The 21,276-nt window shown below is 68.7% G+C and carries 20 protein-coding genes and 5 pseudogenes; 15 read left to right on the forward strand and 10 right to left on the reverse strand.

All coding sequences use genetic code 11. From position 1 onward, the window contains the following. Positions 1-15 precede the first annotated feature (15 nt). The 6 genes and pseudogenes from L2X98_RS08040 to L2X98_RS08065 all read left to right on the forward strand — a co-directional run bounded on the left by L2X98_RS08040 (position 16) and on the right by L2X98_RS08065 (position 4,383). Positions 16-1,099: pseudogene (locus tag L2X98_RS08040) on the forward strand (ABC transporter permease). 120 nt (positions 1,100-1,219) lie between these two features. Next, on the forward strand, positions 1,220-1,393 hold the full coding sequence (locus tag L2X98_RS08045) for a hypothetical protein (RefSeq protein ID WP_259612906.1): 174 nt from the start codon (positions 1,220-1,222) through the stop codon (positions 1,391-1,393). Positions 1,394-1,420: 27 nt separating this feature from the next. Continuing rightward, the gene (locus L2X98_RS08050; protein WP_435526274.1) at positions 1,421-2,308 is read left to right on the forward strand and encodes an SDR family oxidoreductase; all 888 of its coding nucleotides are present in this window, start codon (positions 1,421-1,423) and stop codon (positions 2,306-2,308) included. 91 nt (positions 2,309-2,399) lie between these two features. After that, the gene (locus L2X98_RS08055) at positions 2,400-2,747 is read left to right on the forward strand and encodes a hypothetical protein (protein WP_259612907.1); all 348 of its coding nucleotides are present in this window, start codon (positions 2,400-2,402) and stop codon (positions 2,745-2,747) included. Further along, positions 2,744-3,970, forward strand: a complete 1,227-nt coding sequence (locus tag L2X98_RS08060) for an NRAMP family divalent metal transporter (protein WP_259612908.1) — start codon at positions 2,744-2,746, stop codon at positions 3,968-3,970. Before L2X98_RS08055 ends, L2X98_RS08060 begins: the two co-directional genes overlap by 4 nt. After that, positions 3,967-4,383, forward strand: a complete 417-nt coding sequence (locus L2X98_RS08065) for a hypothetical protein (RefSeq protein ID WP_259612909.1) — start codon at positions 3,967-3,969, stop codon at positions 4,381-4,383. Before L2X98_RS08060 ends, L2X98_RS08065 begins: the two co-directional genes overlap by 4 nt. 623 nt (positions 4,384-5,006) lie before the next feature. On the opposite strand, the gene L2X98_RS08070 is transcribed toward L2X98_RS08065, so the two are convergent. The 7 genes and pseudogenes from L2X98_RS08070 to L2X98_RS08105 all read right to left on the reverse strand — a co-directional run bounded on the left by L2X98_RS08070 (position 5,007) and on the right by L2X98_RS08105 (position 12,480). Beyond that, positions 5,007-5,345 carry a hypothetical protein gene (locus L2X98_RS08070; protein WP_259612910.1) on the reverse strand — a complete coding sequence of 113 codons (339 nt, stop codon included), beginning with the start codon at positions 5,343-5,345 and terminating at the stop codon, positions 5,007-5,009. A gap of 17 nt (positions 5,346-5,362) precedes the next feature. Then, positions 5,363-6,466 carry an enolase C-terminal domain-like protein gene (locus L2X98_RS08075; protein WP_259613251.1) on the reverse strand — a complete coding sequence of 368 codons (1,104 nt, stop codon included), beginning with the start codon at positions 6,464-6,466 and terminating at the stop codon, positions 5,363-5,365. After that, the gene (locus L2X98_RS08080; RefSeq protein WP_259613252.1) at positions 6,438-7,925 is read right to left on the reverse strand and encodes a sugar porter family MFS transporter; all 1,488 of its coding nucleotides are present in this window, start codon (positions 7,923-7,925) and stop codon (positions 6,438-6,440) included. Before L2X98_RS08080 ends, L2X98_RS08075 begins: the two co-directional genes overlap by 29 nt. 311 nt (positions 7,926-8,236) lie before the next feature. Beyond that, positions 8,237-9,727 (reverse strand): annotated as a pseudogene (locus tag L2X98_RS08085) (thiamine pyrophosphate-binding protein); the annotation flags it as partial. Further along, positions 9,715-11,381: pseudogene (locus tag L2X98_RS08095) on the reverse strand (GMC family oxidoreductase). The pseudogenes L2X98_RS08095 and L2X98_RS08085, both read right to left, overlap by 13 nt. Further along, positions 11,378-12,034: a gluconate 2-dehydrogenase subunit 3 family protein gene (locus tag L2X98_RS08100; protein WP_259612913.1), complete on the reverse strand. Its 657-nt coding sequence runs from the start codon at positions 12,032-12,034 to the stop codon at positions 11,378-11,380. Before L2X98_RS08100 ends, L2X98_RS08095 begins: the two are co-directional and overlap by 4 nt. Further along, positions 12,031-12,480, reverse strand: coding sequence for a hypothetical protein (locus L2X98_RS08105; RefSeq protein ID WP_259612914.1), 450 nt, complete (start codon positions 12,478-12,480; stop codon positions 12,031-12,033). The genes L2X98_RS08100 and L2X98_RS08105 overlap by 4 nt, the downstream gene beginning before the upstream one ends. 101 nt (positions 12,481-12,581) lie before the next feature. Between L2X98_RS08105 and L2X98_RS08110 the strand changes: the two genes are divergently transcribed. The 3 genes from L2X98_RS08110 to L2X98_RS08120 all read left to right on the forward strand — a co-directional run bounded on the left by L2X98_RS08110 (position 12,582) and on the right by L2X98_RS08120 (position 15,062). Continuing rightward, the gene (locus L2X98_RS08110) at positions 12,582-14,024 is read left to right on the forward strand and encodes an MFS transporter (protein ID WP_259612915.1); all 1,443 of its coding nucleotides are present in this window, start codon (positions 12,582-12,584) and stop codon (positions 14,022-14,024) included. A gap of 82 nt (positions 14,025-14,106) precedes the next feature. Beyond that, positions 14,107-14,511, forward strand: a complete 405-nt coding sequence (locus L2X98_RS08115) for a CBS domain-containing protein (RefSeq protein WP_259612916.1) — start codon at positions 14,107-14,109, stop codon at positions 14,509-14,511. Positions 14,512-14,573: 62 nt separating this feature from the next. After that, positions 14,574-15,062 carry an FHA domain-containing protein gene (locus tag L2X98_RS08120; protein ID WP_259612917.1) on the forward strand — a complete coding sequence of 163 codons (489 nt, stop codon included), beginning with the start codon at positions 14,574-14,576 and terminating at the stop codon, positions 15,060-15,062. Position 15,063: 1 nt separating this feature from the next. On the opposite strand, the gene L2X98_RS08125 is transcribed toward L2X98_RS08120, so the two are convergent. Further along, positions 15,064-15,396, reverse strand: a complete 333-nt coding sequence (locus tag L2X98_RS08125; protein WP_259612918.1) for a DUF7882 family protein — start codon at positions 15,394-15,396, stop codon at positions 15,064-15,066. Between the two features lie 79 nt (positions 15,397-15,475). On the opposite strand from L2X98_RS08125, the pseudogene L2X98_RS08130 reads away from it, so the two are divergent. Beyond that, a pseudogene (locus L2X98_RS08130) lies at positions 15,476-15,848 on the forward strand (DUF7882 family protein). Between the two features lie 57 nt (positions 15,849-15,905). Here the strand turns inward: L2X98_RS08130 and L2X98_RS08135 are convergent. Beyond that, entirely contained in the window at positions 15,906-16,076 is a 171-nt protein-coding gene (locus L2X98_RS08135; RefSeq protein ID WP_259612919.1) for a CsbD family protein, read from the reverse strand. A gap of 307 nt (positions 16,077-16,383) precedes the next feature. On the opposite strand from L2X98_RS08135, the gene L2X98_RS08140 reads away from it, so the two are divergent. The 5 genes and pseudogenes from L2X98_RS08140 (at position 16,384) to L2X98_RS08160 (ending at position 20,324) form a co-directional block, all read left to right on the forward strand. Then, positions 16,384-16,548, forward strand: a complete 165-nt coding sequence (locus L2X98_RS08140) for a hypothetical protein (RefSeq protein ID WP_259612920.1) — start codon at positions 16,384-16,386, stop codon at positions 16,546-16,548. Between the two features lie 43 nt (positions 16,549-16,591). After that, positions 16,592-17,144 (forward strand): annotated as a pseudogene (locus L2X98_RS08145) (Dps family protein). After that, positions 17,141-18,208 carry an acyl-CoA dehydrogenase family protein gene (locus L2X98_RS08150; protein ID WP_259612921.1) on the forward strand — a complete coding sequence of 356 codons (1,068 nt, stop codon included), beginning with the start codon at positions 17,141-17,143 and terminating at the stop codon, positions 18,206-18,208. Before L2X98_RS08145 ends, L2X98_RS08150 begins: the two are co-directional and overlap by 4 nt. Next, complete coding sequence (locus L2X98_RS08155; protein ID WP_259612922.1) at positions 18,208-19,563, forward strand: PIG-L family deacetylase; 1,356 nt, start codon at positions 18,208-18,210, stop codon at positions 19,561-19,563. Before L2X98_RS08150 ends, L2X98_RS08155 begins: the two co-directional genes overlap by 1 nt. After that, on the forward strand, positions 19,560-20,324 hold the full coding sequence (locus L2X98_RS08160; protein ID WP_259612923.1) for a glycosyltransferase: 765 nt from the start codon (positions 19,560-19,562) through the stop codon (positions 20,322-20,324). The genes L2X98_RS08155 and L2X98_RS08160 overlap by 4 nt, the downstream gene beginning before the upstream one ends. Here the strand turns inward: L2X98_RS08160 and L2X98_RS08165 are convergent. Continuing rightward, a complete protein-coding gene (locus tag L2X98_RS08165) occupies positions 20,301-21,194 on the reverse strand; it encodes a Rieske (2Fe-2S) protein (RefSeq protein ID WP_259612924.1) in 894 nt (297 codons plus the stop codon). The two genes, L2X98_RS08160 and L2X98_RS08165, sit on opposite strands and share 24 nt — an antisense overlap. Positions 21,195-21,276 lie beyond the last annotated feature (82 nt).

Genomic DNA, 21,276 nt, shown 5'->3' on the forward strand with positions numbered 1-21,276 from the left:
CGCACGGCGCGTGTCGTGCCGGCGGCGCCGAGCATCGCGCAGAGCACCTGGCTCGTCGCCGAGCGCGAGATCGGCTCGAAGCTGCGAGCAAGGTGTTCATGATCTCGACCCTGGTGATGTTCGCCATCGCGCTGGGCGGAGTGATCTGGGGCGGGTTCGCCGCGGCGAACCCCTCGCTGACCCCGGTCGCGGTGACCGGCCAGACGGCTTCGGTGGTCGAGGACGTGCCCGGGCTGAAGGTCACCACCGCCGCCTCGGCCGACGACGCCATCGCGCTGGTCAAGAGCGGGAAGGCGGATGCGGCCATCGTGCCGGATCCGGCCAGCCCGACGCAGGTCAAGCTCGTCGGCGACACCTCGGTGCCCGATGGGCTGGTCGCGCAGCTGAGCGTCTCGCCCACGGTCGAGCTGCTGACCCCGAGCTCGCAGGACTGGCTGCTGCGCTATCTGGTGGCGATCGGGTTCGGGGTCGTGTTCCTGATGTCGGCGTCGATGTTCGGCAGCACCATCGCGCAGTCGGTGGTCGAAGAGAAGCAGACCCGGGTGGTGGAGATCCTCATCTCGGCGATCCCGGTGCGGGCGCTGATGGCGGGGAAGGTCATCGGCAACACCATCCTCGCGATGGCCCAGATCGTCATCCTCGTCTCGATCGCCATCGTCGGGCTCAGCGTGACCGGCCAGAGCGCGATCCTGACCGGCCTCGGCGGTCCGATGGTCTGGTTCGCCGTGTTCTTCCTGTTCGGATTCATCCTGCTGGCGGCGCTGTTCGCCGGCGCCGGCGCGATGGTCTCGCGGCAGGAGGACATCGGGTCGACCACCATGCCGCTGACCATGCTGATCCTCGCGCCGTACATCCTGGTGATCCTGTTCAACGACAACCCGGTCGTGCTGGCGGTGATGTCGTATGTGCCGTTCTCGGCCCCGGTCGGGATGCCGCTGCGCCTGTACCTGGGTGACGCGCAGTGGTGGGAGCCGCTGCTGTCGCTGGTGATCCTCGTGGCCACGTGCCTGGCGGCGATCCTGGTCGGCTCGCGGCTGTACCGCAACTCGCGCTGCGGATGGGCGCCCGGGTCAAGCTCGCCGACGCCCTGCGGACGTAGGCGCGGCGGGCCGGAGCGGCGAGGAGGATGCGCGCCGAGGGCCGCGATGTCAACCCGGTGGTGGGATGCCGGAGCCGACCGCGATCCTGAGGCGATGTCCTCGCGCCTGACCGCACACGCGTGGGCGCGGATGCCCCGGCCGCCGGCCGCCTGGACGAGCGCGACCTGCAGTTCGTGCAGGAGCAGACCGAGATCGTCGACGGACGGGCGATGCCGCCTGCTCCACGGGACCGCCGGTTGTCAAGGGCCTCTTCGAGGGCATCGGGCGTCTCTAGCGTGATCATCGCACGCTGACCGAGACGCTCTGGAGGGATGGCGATGATGACCACGAACGGCGCCGACGACCCGCGCGACGACCACCGCGAAGAGGGATTCCCGCCCCAAGGGCAGGATCAGCCCGGTCACCTCGACGAGGTGACGCCCAGGCCCGACCACGGCGAGAAGAGCTACGAGGGTCATGGCCGCCTCCGCGGCAGAAGGGCGCTGATCACCGGAGGCGACTCGGGCATCGGCCGTGCCGTGGCGATCGCGTTCGCACGCGAGGGCGCGGACGTGGCCATCGCCCATCTTCCCGAGGAGCAGGAGGACGCGAACGAGACGATCCGCTGCATCCATGATGCCGGACGCAACGGACTGAGCCTTCCCGGCGACGTGCGGGACGAAGCCTTCGCCGCGCAGATCGTCGACCGCACTCGGGACGAGTTCGGCGGCCTCGACATCCTCGTCCTGAACGCGGGCTATCAGAAGGACCGCGACAGTCTTGCGACGCTTCCCACGGAGGAGTTCGACCGGGTGATGCGCACCAACCTGTACGGGCTGATGTTCACCGCCCGTGCCGCCATCCCGCACCTGAAGCCGGGGGCGACGATCACCGTGACGGCGTCGATCCAGGCGTTCCACCCCTCTCCCGTGCTCATCGACTACGCCATGACGAAGGCGGCGCAGGTCGCCTTCATCAAGGCGCTCGCCGAAGAGCTGGGCCCGAAAGGGGTGCGGGCGAACGCCGTCGCCCCCGGACCCATCTGGACCCCGCTGATCCCGGCCACCGGCTGGGGTCCGAAGCAGCTTGCATCCTTCGGCCAGGACACCCCGCTGGGCCGCGCCGGGCAGCCCGCCGAGCTGGCCGGCGCCTATGTCTACCTCGCGTCGGACGACGCCTCGTACGTCTCCGGTGCCGTGCTGCCGGTCACCGGCGGAAAGCCGCTGTGATCGGGGCGCGGCACCGGCGGGCCGGGCGAAGACGCCACCGCCGGCCCCGCGCGGTGCTGCCCGTCGTCGTGCTGACCGTGGCGCTGGCCGGGTGCGCGCCCGCCGGGCCGGACCCCGCGATGGTCCTGACCGTGAGCGATGCGGTCAGCGCGGCCCGTTCGGCCCGGATCGGGTCGAGCAGGACGAGCAGGGACGGCTGTTCGGGACCACGGCATCCGTCGTCTACCAGGACATGGCACAGAAACTGGCCGACGCCGGACGCGAGCTCGAGCTGGCGGATGCCTCGACCGCCCTCGACGCCCGCTACCGGCGCGACGCCCTGGGCGCCACGCGCACCGCGATCGAGGGGGTGCACGCGGCCGAGCACGGTGAGCTCGCCGCCGCCGCGGACCGGCTCGACGCCGCCGACGCCGCGTTCGCCGCACTGGAGAAGCGATGAAGAAGCTGTTCGCGGTCGCGCTCGGCATCCTCACCGCGATCGGCGGGTTCGTCGACATCGGGGACCTCGTCACGAACACGGTCGTGGGCGCGCGATACGGCATGGGCCTGGCGTGGGTGGTGGTGGCCGGCATCATCGGGATCTGCATCTATGCCGATATGGCCGGGCGGGTGGCCGCCGTCAGCGGACGGGCGACGTTCGAGATCATCCGCGAACGGCTGGGTCCGCGCACCGGACTCGCCAACCTCTCCGCGTCGTTCCTGATCAACCTGCTCACCCTCACCGCCGAGGTGGGCGGCATCGCCCTGGCGATGCAGACTGGCGTCGGGAGTGGCCCCCGGAGCGTGGATCCCGGTGGCCATGTTCGCGCTGTGGATCGTCGTCTGGCGCGCCAAGTTCTCGATCATGGAGAACGTCGCCGGCATGATGGGGCTGTGCCTGGTGGTCTTCTCGGTCGCGGTCTTCCTGCTCGGCCCGGACTGGGGCAGCTGGCCGACCAGGCCGCACGCCCGTGGACGTCGGGAGCCGGAGATCTGTCGTACTGGTACTACGCGGTGGCCCTGTTCGGTGCGGCCATGACGCCGTACGAGGTGTTCTTCTTCTCCTCGGGCGCGGTCGAGGAGGGCTGGACGAAGAAGGACCTGGGCACCGAGCGGATCAACGTGTTCATCGGATTCCCGCTCGGCGGCATGGTGTCGCTGTCGATCGCCGCCTGCGCCGCCATCGTCCTGCTGCCGCACAGCATCGACGTGACCTCGCTTTCGCAGGTCGTCCTGCCCGTCGCGCAGGCCGGCGGACAGCTCGCACTCGCATTCGCGATCGTGGGGATCCTCGCCGCCACCTTCGGCGCCGCGCTGGAGACCACCCTTTCCAGCGGATACACGCTCGCCCAGTTCTTCGGCTGGAGCTGGGGCAAGTTCCGTCGGCCCCGGCAGGCGGCACGCTTCCACCTGTCGATGATCATCTCGCTGCTGATCGGGGGCGGCGTCCTGGCCACTGGGGTCGATCCGGTGATGGTCACCGAGGTGTCGGTGGTGTTCTCGGCGATCGCACTGCCGCTCACATACTTCCCGATCCTGGTGGTCGCGAACGATCCGGACTACATGGGGAGCGAGGTGAACGGCCGGGTGCGCAACGCGCTGGCCGTGATCTTCCTCGTGATCATCCTGGTGGCGGCGATCGCCGCCATCCCCCTCATGATCGCGACGGGGATGGGCTCATGAGAGGGGCGCGGCGTCCGACCCACGAGCTGGACTGGTACCGCGACCCGGAGGGCCGCGGGATCGATGCCCGGTTGCATCTGCTGGATCGGCAGATGCTGGACCGCGACCAGAAGCCCGTCAGCACTGTGGACGACGTCGAGCTCGACGGGGCGACGATCGGCCAACCCGTCGACCACGACCAGCCGCCCACCGTGACCGCCCTCCTGGTCGGGGCGGCCGTGCTCCCGCGGATCTTCGGCGGAGCGATGCCGCGCTCACGATGGGCCCGCATCGACTGGGAGCATGTGACGGCGCTGGACACCGTCATCGAACTCAACGATGCCGCCGAAGAGCTGGACGCGGTCTGGCTCGAACGCTGGATCAGGGACCGCATCATCGCGCACATCCCGGGAGGCGCGCATGCTCCTGAGTGAACTGCTCGGTTCGACCGTGCAGAGCAAGGACGGCCGCCACATCGGCCACGTCGTCGATGTCCGGTTCCAGCGGCAGCCGGCGACCCGCGGGCACGCGGGAGCGCTGACGCTCATCGCTCTCATCGTCAGCCCGCACAGCCGGATGTCGTTCTACGGCTACGAGCGGGGCCGCGTCGATCAGCCGGTGGCCATCGCCAAGCCGATCGGGTGGCTGCGACCGGCGATCGCGGGTGATCCCATGGGAGTGCGTGCAGCGGGTCGAGACGGGTGCCGTGATCCTCGGCGTGGACCCGCCCGACATCCCGTTGGACGTGCGGCGTGCCATCCCGGGACAGCGCTAGCCCGTCGCGCCGGCCGTCTGATGGCGTGTCGCTCATCCCCTGCTCTCTTCCTCACCTCCTATCGGCTGCTGGCGATCGGCTCTGAATGCGTCTCGTCGTGCCGACGCCGCGCGAGTTCTGCGCAGATTCCGCGTTCCCGTGACCGCAGTCGAAAGCAGTCCGCTTGTTCGCGCGCCTTCTCGACGCCGTCCAACTCGACGAGGAGCTCTCGGATGGTGGCAGTCCGCAGGTCACGGTGTGACTGCTCGTACTCATCCATGGGCGACCGCCTTTCGTCTGTTGTCAGAACCTAAGTCCGACGGTCCGAGCGAAGAAGAGGCTTGCGAACGGCGAGTCGACGGTGTACGGCGGAACCGACTCAGCGCGCCGTCGATGCCGTCGCGCGACGACGAGAAGAGCCACGCCCGCGATGACCGCGATGATGGTCGCCACCCGTCGCAGGCGCCGGGTGTCGACGGCGGGCAGGAGCCGCCGTCGGATGCGCTCCACACCGCGCAGCTTCGCCTTCAGCGCGGACACGGCGGCGGCCAGTTCGGCGCGCGAGCGCTCGACGTCGGTCATCGATTCGGTCGTCATGCCCACCCAGGGACGTTCCACCTCGTTCTGCCATCGCACGCTCACGGTGAGACCTCGGCTTCTCAGCTCACACGGAACTGCGCGATGTCGTCCGCTCGCAGGGTCAGCCCTGTGCCGGGAGCGGAGTCGTCCAGCCGCAGCGTCCCGCCCTGCGGGTCGAGGGCGCCGTCGAAGAAGCGCGTCTCGATCCGCACGTGGTCGTGGAACCACTCCAGATGGCGCAGGTTGAGGGTGGCCGCGGCGACGTGGGCGTGCAGGTGGGGGCTGCAGTGCGCCGAGACGTCGAGTCCGTACGCCGCCGCGACGGCCGCGGCGCGTCTCCACTCGGTGATCCCGCCGCAGCGCGAGGCGTCGATCTGCAGGCAGTCCACAGCCAGCGCCTGGCACATGCGGTGGAAGCAGACGAGGTCGAACCCGTACTCGCCGGCGGCGACATCCGCGTCGATCGCGTTGCGGACTTCTCGCAGACCGTCCAGGTCGTCCGATGATACGGGCTCCTCGAACCAGCGCACGTCCAGGTCGGCAGCCGCGTGTGCGAGCCGGATGGCCTGCTTGCGGGTGTAGGCACCGTTCGCATCCACATACAGCTCGGCATCCGGCCCGATCACCTCGCGCGCCCGTCGCGTGCGTTCCAGGTCGCGTGGCACGTCCGTCCCCCAGGACTGCCCGATCTTGATCTTCACCCGCGGGATGCCCTGGTCGTGCACCCACCGCCCCAGCTGCTCGGCCAGCTGCCGATCGGAGTACGTCGTGAAGCCGCCGCTCCCGTACACCGGGACCGTGTCGCGCACGGCCCCCAACAGCCGGTGCAGCGGCACCCCGAGCAGTCGCGCCTGCAGGTCCCACAGGGCGGTGTCCACGGCCGAGATGGCGTAGCCGATCGCCCCCTGTCGCCCGCTGTTGCGCACCGCCGCCACCATCGACTGGAAGCACCTCCCGGTCTCCAGCGCACTGCACCCCACCACGAGAGGCGCCAAGGTGTCCCGGACCACGTCAGCGCACTCGACGGCGCCGTACGTCCACCCGGTCCCGACGACTCCGCCCGAATGGGCTCGGACCAGCACCATCGTCGTCGAGTCCCACGCGATCGTGCCGTCCGCTTCAGGCGCGTCGGTCGGGATCGTATAGGCCCGGACCTCAAGACGCTCGACCCGCGGGTCCGCCATCACCGCCCGCCCCTCCCCGGCCCGACCGACCGGCGTGCGAGCCGACCAGCTCATCCTGGATCTGCTCCAGCGACTTGTCCTTCGTCTCGGGCACCCTCCACACGAAGAACAGGAACGCGAGGACCCCGAGGCCGCCGAAGACGAAGAACGTCCCCTGCCGGCTGATCAGCGAGATCAGCGTCAGGAACGTTCCGGCGACGATGAAGTTGGCCGCCCAGTTGAACACCGTCGCCACCGACATCGCCTTGCTGCGGATGCCGGTCGGATAGATCTCCGAGATCATCAGCCAGAACACGGGACCCAGCCCGACCGCGAACGAGGCGATGTAGACCAGAAGCGCCACCAGTGCCAGATAGCTCGCGTGCTGCTGCAGTGCCGGTGAGGCGAAGAACACCCCGAGGAAGACGATGGCGACGGTGAGTCCGGCGGTGCCGATCAGAAGCAGCATCCGACGCCCCACCTTGTCGAGGAGCAGCACCGCGACGATCGTGAAGACGACGTTGGTGACGCCGACGAAGACGGTCTGCGTGATCGCCGCGTTGTCGGTCAAGCCGGTCTTGGACAGGATCGTGGGCGCGTAGTAGATCACGGTGTTGATCCCGACGAACTGCTGGAACACGGCCAGTCCGATGCCGATCCAGATCAGCGGTCGGATGTTGGGACGCAGCAGGTCGCGCAGCGTCGTCGAGTTCTCCTGCTCCTTCGCCTTCCGGATGTCGCGGATCTCTTTGTCGATGTCCGCGTCGGGATCGGATCCGCGCAGTCGCTTCAGGACGTCACGGGCGTCATCCTCCCTGCCCTGCTCCATCAGCCAACGGGGGGTGTGCGGGACGGTGAGCATCCCGATCGCGAGGACGGCGCCGGGGATCGCCCCGACCCCCAGCATCCATCGCCACCCGTCGGGCACGTTCGCAAAGGCGAAGTTGACCAGGTACGCCAGCAGGATGCCCAGCGTGATCAGGAGCTGGTTGAACGAGACGAGTCCGCCGCGGATGCGCGGCGGCGAGACCTCGGAGATGTACAGCGGGGCGACGAAGGATGCCGTGCCCACCGAGAGCCCGAGGATGAAGCGGAATGCGATCAGCATGGGGATGCTGATCGCGAACGCACAGCCCAGCGCGCCGATCACATACACGCAGCCCGAGATGACCTTGGTCCATTTCCGGCTGAGTCTGTCGGCCAGGTAGCCCGACAGGATCGCCCCGAGGATCGCGCCGAGCGGCAGCACCGAGACGATCCACTCCTGCGCGACCGAGCCGGCATGCAGGTCCTTCTTCACGAACAGCAGGGCGCCCGAGATGACGCCGGTGTCGAAGCCGAACAGCAGGCCGCCGATGGCCGCGATGATCGAGACGCGCGCAGCAGACCGTTGCCGCTGGCGCGCACCCCGTTGACGAAGCTGCTCATGACCTTCTCCTTTGACGGGGGCGGCCTCAGTCGTCCCGCTCCTTGTCGTGATGAAGGGTGTCCTTGATGCGCTCGATGCCCTCGCTGACCAGAGCCTTGGCCGAGTCGACCAGGACCGTCGGCTCCTCCGGGTCGCCCTTCAGCAGCGCCTCGGCGGTGTTCTTCGCGAACTCCCACGTGATGTGCGGCGGGAGGGGCGGCACGTTCTTGCTCGTATGTGCGTCGATCAGGGTGACGCCGCGATTCGCGAACGCGGCATCCCACGCGGCGGCGACCTCGTCGTCGGTCCTGACATGGATGCCGGTGAAGCCGAGCAGCCTGCGCCCATCCGGCATAGTCGACGGACTCGACATCCTGCGATTCCGACCACACCGGGTTGGCGTCCTCGGTGCGCATCTCCCACGACACCTGGGTCAGGTCATCGTTGTGCAGCACCATCACGATCAGCTGCGGGTTGTCCCACTGCCCCATGTACTTCTTGATCGTGATCAGCTCGTTCAGCCCGAGCATCTGGAACGCGCCGTCGCCGATCGTGCAGATCACCGTGCGGTCCGGATAGGCGAACTTCGCGGCGGTGGCATACGGCATGGCCGCCAGCATGGTGGCGAGCCGACCCGACAGGTCCCCCAGCATCCCACGGCGCAGGCGGATGTGATGGCCGTACCAGTCGGCGGTCGACCCCGCATCGGCCGTCACGATCGCCTGTGGCGGGAGTCGCTTGTTGAGCTCGTGGTAGACCCGCCGCGGATTGACGCCGTCGTCGTATCCGATGAGCGCCTGCGCCTCCATCTCGTTCTCCCATTCGACCATCTCGTCGGCGACGTCGGCCTGCCAACCGTGGTCGCGCTTGGCGTCCAGGTGCGGGATGAGAGCGGTCAGAGTGGCCTTCACGTCGCCCAGCAGGTTGAGCTCGGTCGGGTAGCGCAGACCCATCTGCTCGGGCTTCAGATCCACCTGGACGGCTCGCGCCTGTCCGCTCGGTGGCAGGAACTGGCCGTACGGATAGTTCGTGCCGAGGAGGACGAGCGTGTCGCACCCGCTCATCTGGTGCACGCTGGGCAGCGATCCGAGCAGTCCCAGCTGCTGCGAGTGGTGCGGGATGTCGGAGGGCACGACGTGCTTGGCCCGGAGCGTGGTGATGATGCCGGCGCCGCACAATTCCGCGGCCTTCAGGACTTCGTCCGTCGCGCCGTTCGCCCCGTTCCCGACGAGGAACGTCACCCGCTTCCCGGCGTTGATGATGGCCGCGGCCTGCCGGACGTCGGTCTCGGGAGGCGTGATGGCGATCGAGGGGGCGACAGCGCTGGATCGCGACACCCAGTTCGCCGGCTCCAGCTCGGGCATCTCCATGCCCTGCACGTCGTGCGGCAGGATGACCACGGCGGGCCCGAGTCGAACCTTCGCGGTGCGGAACGCTGTGTCCAGGACAGCTTGGGCCTGGGCCGGCGAGACGACGGTCTGAACGTACACCGCGACATCCGACAGCACGCGTTCGAGATTGCTCTGCTGCTGGGTGAAGGTGCCGAGGGCGTTCAGGCCCTGCTGGCCGACGATCGCGACGACCGGCTGGTTGTCCATCTGTGCGTCATACAGCCCGTTGAGCAGATGGAACGCACCGGGGCTGGAGGTCGCAATGCAGACACCGACCTCGCCGGTGAACTTGGCGTGGGCCGTCGCCATCAACGAGCAGATCTCCTCGTGGGTCGGACGCACGTACTGCAGACCGTCCCCATCTCGCTGAGCCCGGCCCAGAGCGCCGTCGAACTCGCCGATGCCGTCTCCCGGGAATGCGAAGACCCGACTCACTCCCCACTCCCTGATGCGCTGGATCACGAAGTCACTCACCGTTGCCATGGCTGTCCCTTCTCTTTGCGTCCTTCGACGTCCGGTGTCTGAATGAAGCGATCCGCTGCACGGGCCGCGACCGCCATGATCGTCAGGGCAGGGTTGGCGCTGCCCTGCGTGGGCAGCACACTCCCGTCCACGATCAGCAGGTTCGGCACCGCGAAGCCGCGCAGTCGGCATCCACGACCCCGTCGCGCTCGGAGGCCGCCATCCGCGCGCCTCCGACCAGGTGCGCGAAGCGGTCGATCGTGATGACCTCCTCGGCACCGGCCGCGGTGAGGATGCGCTCCATCACGGCCGTGGCGGCGCCGACGAGCGCCTTGTCGTTGTCGCCCTGGGTGTAGTCGAATCGGGCGATCGGCATCCCATGACGGTCCTTCTCCTCGGCCAGCGTCACCCGGTTGTCGGGCCGCGGCAGAAACTCGCACAGCGCACCGAGACAGGCCCAGTGCACGTAGTCGCTCATGTAATCGCGCAACGTCGCCCCCCAGTGGCCCTGAGCCGCCACATGCTCTGCCCAGGTGATCGGCAGCGGCGAGACGGTCTGCACCGAGAAGCCGCGCCGATAGGGCTTGGCCGGGTCGGTCTCGTAGAACTCCTCGGTGCTGACTTCGGGTGGGGGGCCCTTCCACATCCGCACCTCGTCGGCGAAACGGCCGCCGGTCTGCGGCGCCCCCTGCACCATGAGGTAGCGCCCGACCTGATCGAAGTCATTGCACAGGCCGTTCGGGAATCGATCGGATGTCGAGTTCAGCAGAAGCCGCGGGGTCTCGATGGAATACCCGGCCACAGCCACTGTCCGCGCGCGTTGAAAGCGCTGCACGCCGCCGCGCACATAATGCACGCCCGTGGCCCGGCCGGTCCGCTGATCGATTCCGATCCGGGTGACCATCGAGTCCGGGCGCACCTCGGCACCGTGGGCGAGGGCATCCGGGACGTGCGTGATCAGGGGCGAGGCCTTCGCATTGACCTTGCACCCCTGCAGGCAGAATCCGCGATAGATGCAGTGCGGGCGGTTGCCGAAGCGACCGCTGGTGATGGCGACCGGGCCGACCCGGGTGGTGATGCCGCAGGCCTCGGCGCCGCGCTGGAACACCTCGCCGTTGCCCGACACCGGGTGCGGGCTGTACGGGTAGGAGTGCGGGTCTCCCCACGGCCAGTGCTGGCCCGATACCGGCAGCTCCTCTTCGATCTGTTCGTAGTACGGCTGCAGAGCCGCGTACTCGAGGGGCCAGTCGGCGCCGACGCCGTCATTCGACCACGTGCGGAAGTCGCTCGGGTGGAAGCGGGGCGTGTACCCGGCGTAGTGGACCATGGACCCGCCGACGCCGCGGCCGGAGTTGTTCGCTCCGAGGGGAACAGGATCATCGCCGCCGATCTCGCGCGGCTCGGTCCAGTAGAGATCGTGCGAGCCGGCCTCGTCGCTGACCCAGTCGGTCTCCGGATCCCAGAACGGCCCGGCATCCAGGCCGACGACGGACATCCCGGTCCGTGCGACGCGCTGCATCAGCGTCGATCCACCGGCTCCGCAGCCGACGATCACGAGATCGATCTCATCGTCATCGTCGAATACGCGCATGTTCTCACGCAGCCCGGGAGCGATCCGTGAGCCGTCGGGACCCAGCAGCCACGCGGACTCATTGCGCGCGCGCACGGCGGTCATCGCGCATCCCCTGCGGCGCGGCGCGAAGCGACGGGGTCGTGGCGCGGATGCGCGTCGACCACCTCGAACGGCTCGCGCCGATCGATCCCGAGGTTCTTGTACCCGCGGGGGTACGCGGGCCCATCGAACCCGATCTCGTTCCAGGCCCACGGGTGGGAGTAGAACGCCGTGCATGCATAGCGGGTCCAGAGGCTCCACACGTGTGCAGCGGCCATTCCATGCCATCCGCGGGCACCCAGATCCTGGACCGCCTGCAGCAGTTCGGTCTGCTGTGCCCACGTGCACTCCGCGAACGTCACATCGCGGAGGGCACGCGCGTCTGCGTCCAGGCCTGCCAGAGAGTCGCGCCACGCCTGTGCGTCCGTGGGCATCGTGCGATAGTGCCAGCCATCGGTCTGGTTCTCAGCCAGACGCACATCCACCATCTGCACGACGGGGATGCGGGGCTCGGTGCGTTGAGAGAGGAGTTGATCGAACAGTGCGGAGGCGGCTGCCTCCTCCGGTTCGGTGAAGAACCGCATCGCCGGTGGCCGATCCAGCCGCCGCTGGACGACAGCAGCCGTCGCGGCATCCCAGTGAGGCGCCTGTGCCATCACATCGAACCCGGGATACCGGTCGCCGCCCTGGCGGGGCTCCAGCGGAAGCGCGCTCACTTCTCGCGCCTCAGAACAGCAGCGAGCACTCCCATCCCGCCGACCAGGGTCACCAAGAGCGGGGCCATGAGGGGCGGCCCCATCTCCATGTTGTAGCGGAAGTTGCGCCACCCTCCCGGCTTCTGCCTGATCCCCCGCCCGTGCAGCCACAGACCCTGCAGCCCGTTGGCGACGATCGTCGCAGACGCAAGGGGCAGCGTCTTCGCCGCCCGTCGACTGCACACTCCTGCGAGGCCGGCGGCCGCCCCGACCGGGCCGAGCACGATCGGCGCCCACATCCACCGATTGCCGAAGCTCGCCTTGTCGTGCTCGAAGAAGATCTCGGCCGTGGTGACCATCGCCCCCACCGCCGTCAGCCCGGACAGGCTGCGTTCGAACCGTCCCGTGCGCACATTGCGCAGGACCCGATCAATGCCATACATCGTCTCCACGCTGGGATCGTGCATGTCCGGATCCCGTTCGGCCAGGGGGTGGCCAAATCACTTGCTCCCGGTGTATAGCTGGGGCCCGTGAGTGATCACGTCATCGGAGCCTGAGGGTGGAACTCATGTCCGGGGTGAAGCTGAAGACGATCTCGACCAGGATTCCGGCGCGGCTCGATCGCCTCCCGTGGTCGAGATGGCACTGGCTGGTGGTGGTCGGCCTCGGCACCGTGTGGATCCTCGACGGCCTCGAGGTCACGATCGTCGGGGCGATCGCCAGCCGGCTCACCGAGAAGTCGAGCGGCCTCGGGCTGACCTCGGCACAGGTGGGCCAGGCGGCGGCGATCTACGTCGCCGGGGCGTGCGTCGGTGCGCTCGTGTTCGGCTACCTCACCGATCGGTTCGGCCGCAAGCGGCTGTTCATCCTCACCCTCGGCCTCTACCTGCTGGCCACGGTCGCCACCGCGTTCTCGTTCACGCCGCTGTTCTTCTTCGTCTGCCGGTTCTTCACCGGTGCCGGCATCGGCGGTGAGTATGCGGCCATCAACTCGGCGATCGATGAGCTGATCCCGGCTCGACGACGCGGCGTCGTCGACCTCGCGATCAACGGGTCGTACTGGCTGGGCACCGCATTCGGCGCGGTGCTCACGGTGTTCCTGCTCAACACCGCCATCTTCCCCGCTGGGATCGGCTGGCGGATCGCCTTCGGGCTCGGAGCCGTGCTGGGGCTGACGATCCTGCTGGTGCGTCGCAATGTGCCCGAATCACCGCGGTGGATGTTCATCCACGGTCGGGACGAGGACGCCGAGCGGCAAGTCGCCGAGATCGAGGCCACGGTCCAGGACGACACCGGGCGCGAGCTGGACGAGGTGCCGGAGGACCAGGCGATCGAGATCCACCAGCGCCGGTCGACCGGGTTCGGCGAGATCGCGAAGACGGCCATCACGCGCTATCCGAAGCGCTTCGTGCTCGGCCTGTCGCTGTTCATCGGCCAGGCGTTCCTCTACAACGCGGTGTTCTTCACGTACGCGCTGGTGCTCACCAAGCTGCTCGGCGTCCCCTCCGACATCGCCCCGTGGACCCTGGTGCCGATCGCGATCGGCAACTTCCTCGGTCCGCTTCTGCTGGGCCGGCTGTTCGACTCGGTCGGCCGGAAGGTGATGATCTCGGCCTCGTACATCGGCAGCGGCATCCTGCTGGTGGTCACCGGAATCCTCTTCGATGCGCGGGTGCTGGATGCCGTGTGGCTGACGGTGTGCTGGGTGATCGTCTTCTTCTTCGCCTCGGCGGGCGCCAGTGCCGCCTACCTCACCGTCAGCGAGATCTTCCCGATGGAGACGCGGGCGATGGCGATCGCGTTCTTCTACGCGGTCGGAACCGGGCTGGGCGGCATCATCGGGCCCCTGCTGTTCGGCGAATTCGTGTCGATGGGGATCTCGGCCGTAGCCCTCGGATACTTCATCGGCGCAGGACTGATGATCGCCGCCGGCCTGGTCGAGGTCTTCCTCGGGGTGAACGCCGAACGCCGATCCCTCGAGGACATCGCCGCGCCGCTGTCGACATCCTGATCGGGCCGCTGTCAACCCCATCACCGGCGAAGGCGCCTGCGTTCGAGACTGGCAGAGATCAGGCCCGGGCCAGGAGGAGAGCATGACAGTGGCACGTGACATCATGATGCCGTCGCCGCAGCACGTCAATGAGAACGACACCCTCGCCGACGCGGCGCGGTTGATGGCGGAACTGGACGTCGGATCTGTGCCCATCTGCGGCGATGATGGGATGCTGCAGGGCATGGCCACAGACCGGGACATCGTGGTGAAATGCCTCGCCCGGGGCGGGGACCCCCGGAACGCACCGGCAGGCTCGCTGGCAGATGGCAGACCGGTGGCGGTGTCGGCGGACGACGAGGTCTGGGACGTCGTGGAAACGATGTGCCAGCACCGGATCCGGCTGGTCCCGGTGATCGAGAACGATGATCTGGTGGGTGTCATCGGACAAGCGGAGGTGGCGCTCGGCTTCGCGCCCGACCGGAGCGGCCCAGACGTCCCGGAGTGACAGACCCGTCCCTCGTCGTCAAGGCCCTTGCCGGCATCGAGCGGCACCCGGATGCTGGCGGTATGAATGACCAGCGATCGACGCGCCCCGCATCGGGCGAGACCACCACGCACGCTGCCTGGGGCGCCGGCGCTCCACGCCTCATCGTGACGCGCGAGGACAGCCGGAGTGAAGTGCGGCTCAAGGACGACGTCACGCGCATCGGATCCGGTGCGGATGCGGACATCCGCCTCGACGGCATCGGCGCGACCGCCGCTGAGGTGTTCCACGACGAAGCCGATGAGTATGTCTTCATCCCGCACGAGTCCGGCGAGACGAACGCGCGACTCCGGCCGATGGACACGGCGAGGGGCCAAGACGGCGAGGTGCTGCGCACCGGCGCACGTTTCACCCTCGGCGACTGGACGTTCGTCTACATGCGGGACGAATACGCTGACCACGGACGGCCATATGGAGGGCGTGAGGGCGGCGAGGGATCGGGCGAACCGGCGCAACCGGAACGGCCGGATTACCCAATCGAGACGAAGGACGCGCCAACGGACGAAGAATGAGCTACGGCACCACTTCGGCGGTCTCGTCGGCCCCGTTGTGAGCCGGCTCCGACACAAGGTGCAGGCCCGACGTCGAGTTCGCCGTGTAGGCGAGTGCGTCCAGCCACGCCGGGTTCACCGCTGGCGTACGACTCCCGTAGTACTTGAACACCAGCGACGCGTGCGCGTGCATCCAGACGCTGGTCCGACCGTCTCCGACACTCGCATCGTCCCTCCAGGTGAACTGGAATGCCTCACCGCGCCGCAGTTTGTTGCTGATCACGACCTGCAGGTGCGCAAGCGCACGGTCCTCGATCTCGACGCGCACCGATCCTTCGTAGATGAACTTGCCCATGGTGGCCTCCCCGCAGTCCTCGTTGACCAGTATGCGGCTGAGCGGATCGATCTCGCCCGCCGAGGTCTAAGCTCCCATCGTGGGGACAATCTATTACGGCGGGTCAGCGACGCCCATACACATCGAGGATCGGGCGCTCGCACATCTGAAGGTCGTGATCGCCACGAAGCTGCGACGGGGCGAGAGCTTCACGGTGTCGTGGCAGCATCCCGACGATCAAGCACGGGGCCGCAGGCACGATCTGGTTGCACCCGTCCATCCCGCTTCGGTTCGTGTTCGATGAGCCCGAGCCGCCTCCGCTCAGCCGTCACTGGATCGACGAGCTCGCGAACTCGGCGAACACGTCTGGCGGCATCCTGCTCGTCTCCGAGCACATCGACACCGGAGCGATCGACATCCCCGACACTGCCCCGCAGATGGTGGATGTCGCCGCCGACGACGCGGCCGGATAGCGGACATCGCAATGAAGCGGCCGGGATCCGAGGATCCCGACCGCCCGTCGACCCGCGTCAGTCGAGTCCGTCCTTCACATCCTCGACCGCCTTCTTGACTCCGGCCTTGGCCTGATCGACCTTTCCCTCTGCCTCCAGGCGCTCGTCGTCGGTCATCTTGCCCGCGGCCTCCTTGCCTTTGCCCTTCACGTCTTCGGCCTCATTCTTGATCTTGTCGTCGATGCCCATCACGCTCTCCTTCATATGTCCCACGCGCAGTCGTCTACGTCGTTCGTCTCCATTGCAGGCGGCCGCGGGGAGCGGGGAAGAGGGTTGACGTCGAACACCGGGTGTGCTCACGCGACCGCCTGGATGTGCGCGAGCGGCTCACGGGCGATCCACACGTCGTCCCAGCCCTCGGCTTCCTATCACCGTGCGCAACGGAGAGTCAACCCCCGCGACGGGCTTCGCGACGGCATGCCACGGTCATCACACATCGGTCGGCTCAGACGTCCCGTCTGCCGGCGACCCGTTCATGACCGGAAGGAACTCCCCCGTGAACATCGCACTCGTCATCATCATCGTCATCGCTATCATCCTCGCCATCTTCGGCGGGCTGAACTCAGCGCTCAGCTGGTTGCTGTGGGTCGCCATCATTGTCGGCGTGATTGCTCTGATCGCCTTCCTCTTCCGACTGATCAGCGGCCGCAACCGCGCGTAGGTCCGGCCGCCCCCTGAGAAGACATCCTGCAAGGAGGAACGACATGTCAGAGAAGTCACCGGCCAAGAATCGCCGTCGCGCAGCTCGCGGCGGCTCGGGTGCCAAGCGGACGGCCGAGCAAAACGCGGAGAAGGGATTCCGCGCCTCCGCCGAACTGAAGAATCACCTTCAGACCGTCCTCATCGACCTCATCGAACTATCGCTGCAGGGCAAGCAGGCGCATTGGAACGTGGTCGGCACGAACTTCCGTGACACACACCTCCAGCTCGACGAGGTGGTCGCGGCTGCTCGCCGATTCAGCGATGTCATCGCCGAGCGCATGCGCGCGCTGCACGCCCTCCCGGACGGCCGCAGCGACACCGTCGCGGCGACCACGAGCCTTCCGGAATATCCGCAGGGAGAGATCGACACGACAACGACGGTGGACCTGATCACCGAGCGGCTGGACGTGACGGTCGGCACGGTGCGCGACGTGCACGATGCGGTGGACGAAGAGGACCCGACGACCGCGGACATCCTGCACGACATCCTGTCCAGTCTCGAGCAAGCTGTCGTGGATGGTCAGCGCCGAGAACCGCTCACCGGCGGTCAGATGAGCCCGGCCGCCGGCCACGGCGGCACCGCACTCACCCTCGCCGACACGCCGTCCGCGGCGGCGCGCGACGTCGAGCGCGCCGCCGCGGACGTGGGCGAGCTCGGCACGCAGGTGGAGGCCACGATCGAGTGGGCGGTGCGGCTCTCCAGCCGCATCCCGCTTCCCGGACAGGGGCGGACGGCCGACCGGTGGAGCGCACTGGCGACCGCTGGAGCGCTGGATGTCGGTGCGGCGCGAATACTCGAACCGCATCTGGATGCGCTCGCCATCCTCGACGAGGCACGCACGGCGGGCGCCCTGGCCTCGGACGACGAGCATGACCTCGACACGGATGGGCGCTCATCCTGGGGCGTGTTCGCCGCCGAGGGCGCCGCGCGGGTGGACGCACATCAGGATGCGGCAGGGCATTGGCGGCTGAGGGGCACCAAGCCGTGGTGCTCGCTCGCTGCACAGCTGAGCCATGCCCTGATCACCGCCTGGGTCGGTCCGCAGGCGCGCCGGCTGTTCGCCGTGTCGCTGCGGGACCCCTCGGTGCGCCCGCACAGCGGGCCGTGGGTGGCCCGCGGTCTGCGCGCGATAGTGAGCGCGGCCGTCGACTTCGACGGCACCCCGGCGATCCCCGTGGGTGAGACGGACTGGTACCTGAATCGCCCGGGCTTCCGCTGGGGTGGGATGGGCGTCGCCGCCGTCTGGTGGGGCGGCACCAGTCCGATCGTCGACGCCCTGACGGAAGCGGCCGAACGCCCGGACGCCGACCAGATCGCACAGCTGCTGTGCGGCGAGGCGGATGCCGAGCAGTGGGCGGCGAAAGTCGTCCTCGCGGACGCGGCTCGGCGGGTCGACGCGCCACCGACGTCCGATGCGCGTGCGCTGGCCGAACGGGTGCGCGCCGTCGCTGCGCGGGCCGCCGAGCGCGTGCTGACGCTCGCCGACCACGGGCTGGGTCCCGGCCCGCTGACCACGAACGAAGACCACGCACGGCGCGTCGCCGATCTGCGCATCTACCTGCGCCAGCATCACGCCGAACGGGATCTCGCACGGCTGGGGCGATCGGGCGTGACGTGATGACCGTCAGCTTCGACCATCGAGAACCGGGGACGTCAGAGGATGCGTGGGAGGATGCCGCACCCTGGCGTACCGCGCCGGAAATGGCACTGGACATGGAAAGGCTCATCGTCCTGGCCGCCCACCCCGACGACGAGACTCTGGGTGCGGGCGGTCTCATCGCCATGGCGGCCGCCCGCGGCATCCCCGTCACGGTCGTCGTGATGACCGACGGCGAGTCGTCCCATCCCGACTCGTCCCGGCCGCACGACATGCGCCGCGAACGCCGGCAGGAGGTGCTGGACGCCGTGGCCGACCTCGCGCCGCAGGCGGCGATCGACCTTCCCGCGTTCCCCGACGGCGGGCTCCGGGAGGCGGCTCCCGCCGTGCGGCGACACGCGCAGAACCTGCTGTCGAACACAGAAGGCACCGTGACGGTCGTCGCCGTGCCCTGGTGGGGCGATGGGCACCGCGACCATCGCGTGCTCGGCGAGATCGCCCGCCGGCTGCGCCCTGCCGGCGCCCAGATCATCGGCTATCCGATCTGGCTCTGGCACTGGGGGGATCCGGCATCGACGGACACCGACGGCTGGTGCGCGCTGCGACTCGACGAGGCCGCGGCGGCGGCCAAGGCACGGGCGATGCGGCGCCACGTGAGCCAGATCGAGCCGCTGTCGGACCGGCCCGGCGACGAGGCGATCATCCACGGCGAGATGCTGCGGCACTTCGAGCGCGGGTTCGAGGTGTTCATCCAGCCCGAGCCCGTCCCGACGTTCGACGCCGCGTGGTTCGAGGAGCGGTACGCGCGTCGATCCGATCCCTGGGGCGTCGATTCCCGCTGGTACGAGCGGCGCAAGCGGGACGTGATCGCCGCCTGCCTGCCCCGGCCGCGGTACGGGCACGTACTGGAGCTCGGCTGCGGAACAGGTGCGTTCACGCAGATCCTCGCCGACCGCGCCGAGGACGTCGTGGCGGTGGACGCCTCCGCACACGCGCTTGTGCGCGCACGCGATCGACTCGCAGGCGTCTCGCACGTGCGGTGGCAGCAGGTGGATCTGCTCGCGGACTGGCCCGGTGGCTGTTTCGATCTCGTCGTGCTGTCCGAGGTCGCGTACTACTGGTCGGCATCCGATCTGGACGCCGTCCTGTCGCGCATCGACGGATCGCTCGACGCGGATGGTGAGCTCGTGGCCTGCCACTGGCGGCATCCGATCCCCGGCGCCCCGCAGTCGGGAGACGCGGTCCACGACGCGATCCGGGCGCAGGCGAACCTGTCGCCGTCTGTGCGGCACCGCGAAGAGGATTTCATCCTCGAGGTCTTCGCGCGCCCGGATCGCCTGCAGTCGGTCGCGGCCAGGACCGGGGTGGGGCCGTGAGAAGGCGATGCGGCCATACCGTCGACAACGCCGTCGAGGTCATCGCCGTCGTCGTTCCGGTTCACGACGAGCAGGACCTGCTGGCGGACTGCCTGGCATCGCTGGTCACCGCGGCGCGGGCGGTGCGCGCGGTCACCTCCGTGCATGTGGTCCTCGACGCTTGCGCAGACGACTCGGCACGGATCGCCGCACGCTTTCCCGTGATCACGATGACGGTGGACGCCCACTCGGTCGGCGTCGCGCGGGATGCTGGTGTGCGATCCGTCCTGCGCTCGTTCCCGCACGTCCCGCCCGCGCGGCTGTGGATCGCGCACACCGATGCCGACTCCGTGGTCCCCGCGCACTGGCTCTCCCATCAGCTGGCGCTCGCTGAGGCGGGGGCGGATGTCGCGATCGGGACGGTCCGGCCGGACTTCTGTGATCTGTCCCCGGAGCAGACGGACGCCTGGTGGGCGACCCACGTGCCGGGCGTGGCGAATGGCCACGTGCACGGCGCGAACCTCGGCACTCGCGCAAGCGCTCTGGCGGACGCGGGTGGATTCCCGCCGATCCCGTTGCACGAGGATGTGCGACTCATCGAACAGCTGCGGATGCGGGGCGCGATGATCGTGGCATCGGACGGCTCCTGGGTGCGCACGAGCGGCCGGCAGTACGGCCGCACCGATGGCGGCTACGCCGAGTACCTGCGCACGCAGCTCATTCCGCTGGCGGCGTTGGTCGAAGGGGCCGAGCGTCAGTCAGCGAGTGAGATCTCGACCTGACCTCCGCTGATCCTCGTGCGAAGTCTCAGCCTGCGGGCTGGTGGCCGGCCCGTGCACGACCGACCCGTCCGCCAGGGCGAAGGTGCTGCCGTGCCACGGGCACACGACGCACATGCCGCGCCGGCCCTCCTCGATCAGCGCGCCCTCGTGCAGCGGTCCGGACAGGTGCGAGCACCGGTCGGTGAGCGCCTGGACCCGGTCGCCATCCCGGTACAGGAGGACGGGGACCGTGTCGACGACGCGCCGGGTCATGGCCCGATCCGACAGCTCGTCCAGTGCGCCGACGTCGTGCCATCCCTCCGGCAGCACGTGCGGGACGCCTTCCACGTGGTTCGCGCCGAGCGCCAGCCGATATGCCAGGTGGCCGCCGAGGTAGCCGCCGACGGCTTGCCGCCCCAGGCCGGCCAGGGTCAACCGCCGTCCGGTCGAGGCGCGTCCGCGCACTCGCGCGACGAAGGATGCCGCGAAACATCCGACCGCGACGGTGTTGGCCGCCCAATGGACGACACCCACCCTCATCTGCGATTCGTGGCCCTTCGCCCAGTCCAGGATCCCCGTGGCGGCGGCCGGCACGGCCGCGGCCGTGCCGAGGCCGACCAGCGCGGTGGCGGATCGTCCCGCGCCCGGCATTCGGTCCAGCGCCGCGGCAGACAGCCAGGCCCCGAGCGGAAGCTGGACGAGCAGCGGGTGGAGGGGATGTCCGAGGGGAACGCCGTGCAGCAGGTCGCGCGCCTTCCCCGTCGGGATCAGCCGGTTCACGACGCCGCTGAGCGGCAGCGTGAGCCGGTCGAGCGCCCGTGCGGATTCCAGCTTCCGCAGCGCTCGCTTCACGAGAACTCCTCGACCAGCGTTCGCGTTCAGATTCGTCATGACGACACGCTAGGCACACACCCGACCGCGACGCCGGGGGCTTGACATCCCGCTGTGCCACGCTCTGACGACACTAGCTCGG

This window comes from Microbacterium elymi (assembly GCF_021582895.2).
GTDB lineage: Bacteria > Actinomycetota > Actinomycetes > Actinomycetales > Microbacteriaceae > Microbacterium > Microbacterium humicola.